Source organism: Staphylococcus sp. B1(2026) (genome assembly GCF_058895785.1).
In genome coordinates this window covers 1-10,121 of sequence record NZ_JBZXTS010000045.1, presented here as the reverse complement: position 1 = coordinate 10,121, position 10,121 = coordinate 1, and the positions used below count along the sequence as shown (strand labels likewise).

Below are 10,121 nucleotides of genomic sequence, written 5' to 3'. Positions count from 1 at the left end.
GCATTTAATTTTACAACCTATCAATAGATCAATATATATTATTTAACATTTTCTTGAAAATTTTGATCTAGTAAAATTTGTTTCATCGTCTCAAAATCATTATTTTTTCCATTTCTATCAAAGATTTTTATACGACGTAAATATTCATATATTGGTATCTTTAGAACTCTTTTTAAATCCACTTTTTCAACTTCTAAATTATACATTACATCCATTGTTGTTTCAGTAATTTTTATTTCAACATTAATGCCTTCGTACTCTCCATTTTTATCAACATATTTATGATTCAGTCTATCAATAAGTGACTGTTTATCTTCTTCTGTAATATCTTTAGGTAATGGTGTCACAACATTCATTCGAACATTTTCAACATACTCTCCCGAATGTGTAATTTCTACAACTTGTGAAACTTCTAAATTTCCCCCGACGATCTCAGATTTTTTAAAAGTAGAAATTTCTTGCTTATTAGCACAAGCAGAAAAAACTAATATGACCATCATCCCTATAATAATTTTTAAAAATTTTTTCATATATTCCTCTAAAACTCTCTCTATTTTTGTAATTTAAAACCATCTTTTTCTAAGTCTTCTACAAGTTTTTTAAAACTAACATACTCTTGACTATCATCCAAAATATCATTTGATACTATATTAGCCGAGTTAGAAAGTTGTGCAGCTTTCCAATCTAATTTATCATAATCAATTACTATGTTCATTTGGATATTCTCTAATTTATCATCTACGTTGAAATTCACTTGCACACCATTAATATTATTCGCCTCTGTAAATTGGTCTTCTTTAAATGATTGTATTATTTTTTCTTTATATTCATGAAGTTCTTCATTCGTCAGTTTTTTTACCTCTTCTCTCACTTCATCTGGAAATATTACACTAATTATTAATTCTGTAGATTTTACTTCATCCTTCTTATGTCTAATTTTCGCTATACTTTTACGTTTCATTCCATTTTCATTTATCTGCTCGTCTAATTGATAAATCGTTGTTTCTAGTTGTTCTGATGTATTTTCATTTACTTGTGCACTTTCAGATGTTGATTCATTTGTTTGTACTTTATTACATGCTGTTAATACTATAAATGTTAATAGTAACATAATCCATTTAAATTTTTTCATAAGATTCTCCTCATATATTTAATTTTGATTAACCACATTGTACCAGTTTAAATCTTCTAAATTGATTTTCTCTGCTTCTAAACGTTCGTTTAAGTTAGTATATTCTTCTTTCATAATTGGATGTTCATTCAATAAGTACTCTTCACCATCCTTAATATAAAAGTTTACCAATTTGGCCTTATTATCTGTGCCTAATTCATATTGTTGCGTACCATATACCTGGATACCTTTACTAAACACCCAAATGCCACTAGTATACAAACCTACATTTGTTGTTGTACCAAATATCATTGATGTTCCTTCTGATGAAAATATTGTTACCATTTCTTCACCTTGTTTACTAAAGATATTATCTATTAAAAAGTACTGATCATCACGTCCAGCTACAATCATTTCAGGCATATCATCTTTATTTAAATCTACCAATGTATACACTAGTTCATATTGTCTATTAGAGAAAAAACCATTTAAAATCATGCCCTCTTTATTTATATAACGTGTTTTATATGTTTCTAATAGTTTGGCATACTCTGAACCATATTTCTCTAAATATTGTTTACTAAGTTCTTTATCCTTCATTTTAGTGATATCTCTAGCACTAAATCCTAATTCAGGTTGCTGTTTAGTATCTGTTACTTTTGTAGAATTTTTATTTTCTTCTTCAGAAGTATCATTTGGTGTTTGTTTAGAAGTCGGTTCTACTAATTTAGTACTATCTGTTGTTTCTTTTACTTCTTTTTTATCATTATTCACTTCGTTTATTTCTGAATTAACAGGTTGCTTGTCATTTGTATGCTCATAAGAAGATGAATTAGAATTACTATATTGTGGAGATGTATCCGTTGTTTTTATATCTTCTTTATTAGCATTTGGTATTTTTTGATCATTTGTTTTAGATTTTTTTGAGATAACACGTTTCTTACTAGAAACACTTTCTTTATCTGCAGTTAAATAATCTAATTTAACTGTTACTGTGACTTTTTTATCAAATAATATTACTTCTTCATGAAAATTACTGTCTATCGCAAATGCCGAATTATTCAAAGATAAAATACCATTTACTGTGATTAATGCTAGTAATATTTTCCTTGATTTTTTAAATTTATAAACTATACTCATAATAATTAAAATAACAATTATACCTGCTCCAATACTAAAATATAAAATGTTAGATTTAATTAATTCAATATATTCTTGTATTTTAGATTTTTTTTCAACGACTTTTTCTTGCTTTACAAGCTTTTCTTGCTTTACTTTAAAATTAAATTTTTTCTTTTCATTTTTTTGTAATTTCAAATTTTTTTCAGGTTCTTTTACAATTGTCATATCATTCGAAATATGAACAATCATATTAATATTATTGACATCTATTTTTGAATTATTAACTAATTCTACTTGTAACTCATCTTTTCCATGCGATTTTATATTTACAGATATCTCTTCTTTTGCATATGTTGTAGAATTAAACAGTAAACACAAAATTACTGTAATAAATAGTATTACCTTTTTCATAGCCATTCCTCCTTATTACATAAAATAAGAGAAATACATTACTATAGCAAAACTCTTACTATAGTAATTTTCATAATTGTATTTCTCAATATTATCATATTATTTTACTCTTCTACTGTATAACCTTTTGCAAGTAACTTATCTTTTAATTCATCAAATGTTGGTTTACTTACAGAATCTCTATAACCAAACAATTCCATACCGATTGAAGTTTCACGAAACTCTTCCCAATTTATTTCGTCATAGTCAATTGATATATTTAATTCTTTATTTTCATCACTATTTTGCTCTGATACTTGTACACCTTGAATATTCTCTGCTTCTGTACGCATATGATTCATAGATGTATTAGCTAGTAGATCAAATAAACCATCTTTGCTGCTAGCTATGTTCATTTCAATTGCTGAAATTTCTTCATCATCATGACTAACTGTTACTGTACTTGTTGTTCCACTAATCTTCAGATTAAATACTGTATCGGTATTACCACATCCTACTAATATTAATGATAAAAGCATTGCTACAATATAACTTAATTTTTTCTTCATTTATATTCTCCTTAAACTTATTCTGACACTATTACATAAAAATATTTATACTAGTTATTTTATATTGTAATTATAAATTGTTATTTAATTGTATTTTTTACGAGTCATAATGGCACCAAACATTACTGCTAATAAACTCATACCTGCCATACTCATATTATTTGAATGTTCTCCTGTATTTGGTAAGGTTTTTACTACTTTACCTAGTGGTGCTTGTTTTGTTTCTTGAATCATTGTTGGAGTTTCCTCTAATATTTTTATTGATTTTTTATACATATTAGAATTTTGATTCATTAATTTAATTACTTCTGGTTTTGTTGGCTCTACTGATTTAATTACTTCTGGTTTTGTTGGCTCCACTGGTTTAATTGCTTCTGGTTTTGTTGGCTCCACTGGTTTAATTACTTCTGATTTTGTTGGCTCCACTGGTTTAATTACTTCTGGTTTTGTTGGCTCCACCGGTTTAATTGCTTCTGGTTTTGTTGGCTCTTGTTTTTTAATTCCACGTTGAATAATACGTGGTTCCATTAATGTAGTATTTTTCGTCACCATTGGTGTTACTTCACCTGATTCACGATTCAAACTATATTGTGTAGTAACTAAAGTATAACCCTCATGTCCTTCTCGTACGATTTTAGTTTGTCCTTCTTCTAATTGATCACTATCAATATAAACTGTTTCAACCGCAACTACATTTGTTTTCTCTACTTTTGTTTTTGTACCTTTAATAATAATTTTATTAATAGCTTGTTTATCTTCCAATATTTTTTCAATTGGATTCAAAACACCTTCATTTAAAACATAACTTGTTTTAATTTTTTGTAATCCATCAACACCTTCTATGATACTGTCATTCCCAAAATCATTATCTTTATTCTCTTTAAAAATAATATTATATGGTAATTCTTTCACCGTAATTGTAGGCATTGCACCTAAGATCACTTTACCATTTTGTAATTTAACCGATGACTTTTTAACTACATCTGTCACTACTTTCGCATCATGAGGCTGTTCAAATAGTCGATTATACAATTTAGCAAAATAATAAGCACTATTTTCAAAAGGTCCAGGGGGTAATTCATCATAACCTTCTTCGCCTTCCCAAACAGTATAAGATTTCCCTTCGAAATATCTGTGGCGAGAATCTGTTGTATTAAAAATGTGCTTTCTTAAGTATCTTGCAAAACCTTCTGCAAAAGCTTCTTCTAAATTATTACGATAATAGTCACTTGCATCGCTATTTTTTATATATTTTTTATGAACTTCTACAAATTCATTATCATTTAAAGAAAAACCTAGACCTCCTTGTGAGCTTAAAGCAGTAAGAAAAACACCACTATTATGGTCAATATTATGTGATAACTCATGTAATAAAATAAGTTCAAGTGATCTTTCATATCCAACATCTATTTTTTTTATTTCTTCTTTTCCAGTTTCTGGATTTCTAATAATAATAGCACGTATATTGTCGTCTTTCACTTTAGTATAATCTATATTAATATGCCGACGATTACCGTAACTAACACCAGCTACCTTTCCTTTTTCCAGTTTTCCTGTGCTATCCAATGTATTATCAGTAATACGTAAACTTAATAAATTTTTTCTTAATTCTTCTGGTAACATTTTAATATGTTCTTCTAACCATTGTTTATCTTCGTCTGTAATTGAAGAATCTTTATAATCTATTATAGTATCTATAACACCTTGACTATTATTATAACGTTGTGTAATAATTTCAAACATTTCAGTTACTAATTTAAACTCATTTTGCATACGCTCATTAAAAGCATTAATAGATATTAAATAATCTTTAGCATGTTGCAATCTTAAATAATCAGCCTTAACATCTGCGTACAATCCTTCAGATAAATCATGACTAGTATAATAATTCCTTATGTCATCTTCAAGGTTCATTGGATACTCTAAATAAGATAACTCTGAAACTGTTTTAATTTCATAACAACTTGCATTAAATAAACCTGTATATATCGCTTGAAGATCTACATTGTTTTTTGAATAACTCTGTACTCTAAGATTTTGTGATTCAAAATCATTAATGTTTATTGTTTCATTCGGATATTTAACATCAGACTTATCTTTCCAAAAATAATGTGAAGCTTTTGGTCCATAAATCAATCTTTCTCTTAAAGATTTTGGATTATTTTCTTTACTTAATATTTCTAGATCATCCGAAGGTTCTACAAATAATTTATCAATGACAATTTTATCACTTGGTAAACTTTTACTATCATCAATAGAATAAAAATTCTCTTTAATAGGTCGATATGTGTCATCATTTACAATTGGGTCAGCCAGCTTTGATGGTAATGGTGCAATGCGATACGTCGTTTCTGTTTTTTCTACACCATCTATAGTTGGTTTAATGATTTCATTTTCACCATAAGCACGTGTTTCATCCAAAACATATTCTGTAGTTGCTTTAACAATTGTTTCCTCTACTTTTGGTTTTGTTCCTAAAATAATAACTGTTTCAGTTGGTTCAATGCGCTTAAATGTTGTTTTGTCATTAATTGTTGTATAAATAATTTGACCTGGTTGCCCTTGAATTTTAATTTCACGATACCCTATTTCTTTTGTATCATCTTTTTCATAACGAATCGGACTCAAAATTTCGTCTGTTGTTATTATCGGTGTTTCGCTCGCATTATTAACCATTTCAGATACTGGTTCTAATCCTTTATCCGTTTCAGATACAGATAATACTGTATTATTTGATACGACTTCACCCACGGATGTCAGTTCTATATCTGCATTTGTTTTTTGATGATTATTAGTCGGTATCTCTTCCGCATAAGCTATAGTTGTCATTAAGCCCATACCTAGACACACACTACCTACACCAAGCAATGTTTTACGGATTGAAAATATTTGTTTTGTATTATTCATAATTAAACTCCTCTAATTAATTCTACTTCTTCTTTTTCTTGAAGAACATAACTAAACTTGTAAAAATTAACAATGCAACACCAATGATTGTTGTCCAAATAGTTGGTGTCATACCAGTAATTGGTAAAATACTCTTTTGTTTTTTCTCTTGTTCTTTATTTTTATTATGATGTTGCGTGTTGTCTTTATGTTTGATTACTTTTTGTTTATCCTCAGTAGCTGATTGTCTTTCTTTATGGACAACTTTTGTTTTTGATGTTGTATTATCTTCTTTTTTATTTAAATTATCATTTGATGAATGATTATTATTTACTTTTGATACTTTATTATTTGATGTTGTTGTAACATTTGGAGTTTCTTCTTTTGTTTTAGTTGCTTGTTCCGGTGTTTTAGCTATTTCTTCTTTTGTTTCAGCACCTTGTTCCGGTGTTTTCGCTGTTTCTTCTTTTGTTTCAGCACCTTGTTCCGGTGTTTTCACTGTTTCTTCTTTTGTTTCTACTTGCTTAACATTATTAGGTAAATGGCCTTTTTCATATACATTAAATAAAATTTGTGGACTATCATAACGATAAGTATTTCTAAACCCTTTTTCATCATATATTGTATATTCATAAATACCTATATCTTTATTAATCATATCTTTAGTTGCTGTTTTACTGAAAGTTATTTCATACAAGTTTTCGTTTTCATCAAGTAATTTAACTTCAGAATTCCAAGTATCCCAACCTAAATAGTTAGATGAAAATTTATTATTTTCAATTGGATTAAAAAATACTTTTGTACCAAATTTCTTTATATCACTTTGTTCTCTCACTTTAAAAATGAATTTAATTTCTTCACCTACTTCATAGTTTTCTTTTTCCATTTTCACTTCTAATATCTCTGGTTTTAAAACATCACTGACTGAATTATGATAAGTAATTTTTTTATCAAATTCTGGAATAAGATCTACTGTTTTAGTACTATTAAAAGATTGATCACGTAGTACTTCATCATTAAATTTTAAATTTTTTAAATAATATTCCCCATCTGAAAATTTTTCAGTTAACGGGATTTTAACTATTAATACATTACCTTCTTTAATATAATTATTATCTTTTCCATTACTAATTGTTGCATTCACTGCCAGAGGATTATCAGTAGCAAATTCAATAAATAACTTATTATGTTTAACTGCATCTATATTATCAACTGTTAATCTAATCTCAAGTTCATCATTTGTTTGATATACTTTAGAATTATCTATATCAATACTTGTAATAGTTGGTTTTGTCGTCACTTCCTCTGCATAAGCAAATAATGAGGGATGTTCTACAGTTAACATCGTTCCAGTTAATAATGTTGTAGCTATCAATATTTTATTAGTGTTTTTCATAAATACTCCTTTTATTTTTTATATTCAGTGAAACCAATAGTTAAACCATCTTCTGCTTCTTCTAAACTATCAAATTTATATGAATTTTTCATATTATTAAAAATATTATCCATTAAAGAATCATCTATCTTAATACTATCATTATCAATATTTAAATACTCATATCCAAAATATTGATAAATTGTTTCTTTATTATTTAGTGATAATTTGTATAGTGTATAAATATCTGCTGAACTACCACTAACTTTCACATAATTACCTTGAGGCTCTACTGTAATATTTTCATCTGAATAGATAGATGAAACACGCTTATCTAATTTTGCATCTATTTTTTCATAAACTTTATCTAAATTTTTAATACTAGATACTGCTTTTAGTCCTGTTACTGTAACTACATCTACTTGTTTTTTACTATTAACAATTTTTCCTTCTTCTTTTAATTGATTTAAACTATACTCTTTAACTTTAATTCTAATTTTATCACCATTTCTCAAATATGTAGGTTCGTCTACAAATTCAAGATAGCTATCTTCAGGTAATTCAGCTTGACCATTACCCTCATAACCTGAATAAGTAATCGGTGTTTCATTTAATAAATCTTTTATTGTGATTTCTGTTGATTTCTCTAATCCTGTTACTTTGAATACTTTAGTTTCTGATTTAATTGGAGATTTTTCAGGTGCTTTAATAGTAAAAGTAACTTTGTCTCCATTAGCCAAATCATATGTTTTATCAACATTCACTTTTACTTTTTCAATAACGCTCTTTACTTTTCGTAATTTTCGATCATTATCTGAATTCACTTCTCTTCTGGCAAATTCTAAATCATCTTTTAATTCATTATAATCTTCTTTAGATAATTCAGCTTTTAATGCTGCATCTAAAATATTATCTTGAATCACTTCCATATCATATTCAATCACACCAGCCTTATCATAACCAACAAATTCTACTTCCACGTCTTTTAATACACTGGCTTTCGAAGATGCAAAAAACAAATAGTATATACCTACTAATAATAGTAAAATACCTATAATGCTCATTCCTTTTTTACTTGTCAATAATTTCATTTTTAACTCTCCTAACTATAAATTTAAAATAAAATCTTATTTCATATAACAATTATATACTAGAAGACGTTCTTTTAAAAGAACATTATTTATATATTTACATATTAAAAGTTCCTTAAATGTGATATATTTTTACGATAACAAAGTTTAAACATCTCGATTTTTGTTTTAGTTAAAGAACTTTTTTATAAAAAAGGTTCTTTAAATATTGACTAAGATTAGTTATTATTTTAAAATAATATTTATAAATATATTTTAAGGGAGAATAATTATGTATAAAGAAAGTTTTATCACTTCATTGTTAACATTTTATTTGAAAGGAGAAATTAGTTGCGATAATAGTTTTGTAAAATTTAAAAATCCTAATACTATTCTTAAATTAATTCCTTTAGGTACAACTAATAAATCTATGCCCGTACCACAAATATCAGGTGTAGATACAAGTTTTCAAGTTGTTTTCAAATCATTAGTTATTGGTGTTCTTGCTGCATTATTCGGTTTTTCTTCAATGACATCAGACTCTTTTGTTGGTGGTTTAATCATACTAGTATATGGAGTATTAACTATTATTAGTTCTTTACAAACAAACTTATTAGTTCATACAACATCAGGTAACACTGAAATTATTAATTTCATTGTTTTTGAAAAAAATAAAGCTGAAGCAGCAGCCACAAAAATCAATGACTTAATCATCAAACATCATGATAATACAAACGTTGCTTTACATAGTACTAAAAATGCAGAAGCAATTGTTAATGCCATTCAAAGCAATCAATCAAAATAAATGCAAATAGAAAATGAGGTTTTATTCTAAAATAGCTTAGAAATAAAACCTCATTTTCATTTAATCTTTATTTATTCAATATTACATATTTATCACTTTTTAGTTTATCAATCATTTCATCTAAAGTGTGTCGTGATTCAAAATAATCTCTCTAACGAGTTTATTTTGAATCTCACCATTTTCTATTGTTACATTGTGATTACCGTATAGTATATAAACTTCTGTACTTTTATCCTTTGTCTTACCACAGCCACCACCTTCTAATTCTGAACAATTAGATATTTCATACGAACGATTAATTTTATATAATTCCATCACTTCATATAACTTTTTACTATAAGGATTGTGTTTTAAAAATGTACCATATCTAGTTACAGAACTTTTTGTGATATTTGTATTTGGTCCATAAAGTTGATAACCTTCTGTATTATCACGACCTGTACTAAGGGATAAATTATCTGTTTGTTCTATATATTTATCCAAATTATTAATTTGTGACCATTCTTCGTTACTTGTTAATTCAGGTATATCTATTAAATCTTTAACTGTATATTCAATGTTATTTTGATCTTCATTATCTAATGCTGTATGTAAAGAAAAAATATGTGGGTCATAATTACTTTCACCAAAATAATTTTTTCCTTTTATTTGTATTGGATGTTCTTTTAATATATCTGCTGCCGTTTTTTTAGTAATAGATTTTAATCCTTCTACTTTAAATTTTTTAGTTTCAGAAGCAATTTTAGAATAATCCGGCGCTTCTATTATTAAGTATCTATTGCGTAGTTCAAAA

At 27.0% G+C, this 10,121-nt stretch carries 9 protein-coding genes; 1 reads left to right on the top strand and 8 read right to left on the bottom strand.

Features of this window, described 5'->3' with window-relative positions; genetic code table 11:
• Positions 1–38 precede the first annotated feature (38 nt).
• The 7 genes from AC5EAH_RS06825 to AC5EAH_RS06795 all read right to left on the bottom strand — a co-directional run bounded on the left by AC5EAH_RS06825 (position 39) and on the right by AC5EAH_RS06795 (position 8,544).
• Positions 39–530 carry a hypothetical protein gene (locus AC5EAH_RS06825; protein ID WP_493494029.1) on the bottom strand — a complete coding sequence of 164 codons (492 nt, stop codon included), beginning with the start codon at positions 528–530 and terminating at the stop codon, positions 39–41.
• Positions 531–550: 20 nt separating this feature from the next.
• On the bottom strand, positions 551–1,132 hold the full coding sequence (locus tag AC5EAH_RS06820; RefSeq protein ID WP_493494028.1) for a hypothetical protein: 582 nt from the start codon (positions 1,130–1,132) through the stop codon (positions 551–553).
• 18 nt (positions 1,133–1,150) lie between these two features.
• Positions 1,151–2,644: a hypothetical protein gene (locus AC5EAH_RS06815; RefSeq protein WP_493494027.1), complete on the bottom strand. Its 1,494-nt coding sequence runs from the start codon at positions 2,642–2,644 to the stop codon at positions 1,151–1,153.
• Between the two features lie 104 nt (positions 2,645–2,748).
• Positions 2,749–3,192: a hypothetical protein gene (locus AC5EAH_RS06810; protein ID WP_493494026.1), complete on the bottom strand. Its 444-nt coding sequence runs from the start codon at positions 3,190–3,192 to the stop codon at positions 2,749–2,751.
• An 84-nt stretch (positions 3,193–3,276) separates the two neighbouring features.
• Positions 3,277–6,099 (bottom strand): LPXTG cell wall anchor domain-containing protein, encoded by a 2,823-nt coding sequence (locus AC5EAH_RS06805; protein ID WP_493494025.1) that lies wholly within the window; start codon positions 6,097–6,099, stop codon positions 3,277–3,279.
• 22 nt (positions 6,100–6,121) lie between these two features.
• Entirely contained in the window at positions 6,122–7,474 is a 1,353-nt protein-coding gene (locus AC5EAH_RS06800; RefSeq protein WP_493494024.1) for an LPXTG cell wall anchor domain-containing protein, read from the bottom strand.
• An 11-nt stretch (positions 7,475–7,485) separates the two neighbouring features.
• A complete protein-coding gene (locus tag AC5EAH_RS06795) occupies positions 7,486–8,544 on the bottom strand; it encodes a hypothetical protein (RefSeq protein ID WP_493494023.1) in 1,059 nt (352 codons plus the stop codon).
• 271 nt (positions 8,545–8,815) lie between these two features.
• On the opposite strand from AC5EAH_RS06795, the gene AC5EAH_RS06790 reads away from it, so the two are divergent.
• Positions 8,816–9,328, top strand: a complete 513-nt coding sequence (locus AC5EAH_RS06790; protein WP_493494022.1) for a hypothetical protein — start codon at positions 8,816–8,818, stop codon at positions 9,326–9,328.
• A 120-nt stretch (positions 9,329–9,448) separates the two neighbouring features.
• Here AC5EAH_RS06790 and AC5EAH_RS06785 read toward each other — a convergent pair.
• Positions 9,449–10,121: hypothetical protein (locus AC5EAH_RS06785; protein WP_493494021.1), on the bottom strand; the 673-nt coding region annotated here is incomplete at its 5' end.

Bases quoted from the DNA above. Each gene is read 5' to 3' on its own strand.
- AC5EAH_RS06805 (WP_493494025.1), bottom strand. From the start codon at position 6,099: ATGAATAATACAAAACAAATATTTTCAATCCGTAAAACATTGCTTGGT.
- AC5EAH_RS06790 (WP_493494022.1), top strand. From the start codon at position 8,816: ATGTATAAAGAAAGTTTTATCACTTCATTGTTAACATTTTATTTGAAA.
- AC5EAH_RS06815 (WP_493494027.1), bottom strand. From the start codon at position 2,644: ATGAAAAAGGTAATACTATTTATTACAGTAATTTTGTGTTTACTGTTT.
- AC5EAH_RS06820 (WP_493494028.1), bottom strand. From the start codon at position 1,132: ATGAAAAAATTTAAATGGATTATGTTACTATTAACATTTATAGTATTA.
- AC5EAH_RS06800 (WP_493494024.1), bottom strand. From the start codon at position 7,474: ATGAAAAACACTAATAAAATATTGATAGCTACAACATTATTAACTGGA.
- AC5EAH_RS06825 (WP_493494029.1), bottom strand. From the start codon at position 530: ATGAAAAAATTTTTAAAAATTATTATAGGGATGATGGTCATATTAGTT.
- AC5EAH_RS06795 (WP_493494023.1), bottom strand. From the start codon at position 8,544: ATGAAATTATTGACAAGTAAAAAAGGAATGAGCATTATAGGTATTTTA.
- AC5EAH_RS06810 (WP_493494026.1), bottom strand. From the start codon at position 3,192: ATGAAGAAAAAATTAAGTTATATTGTAGCAATGCTTTTATCATTAATA.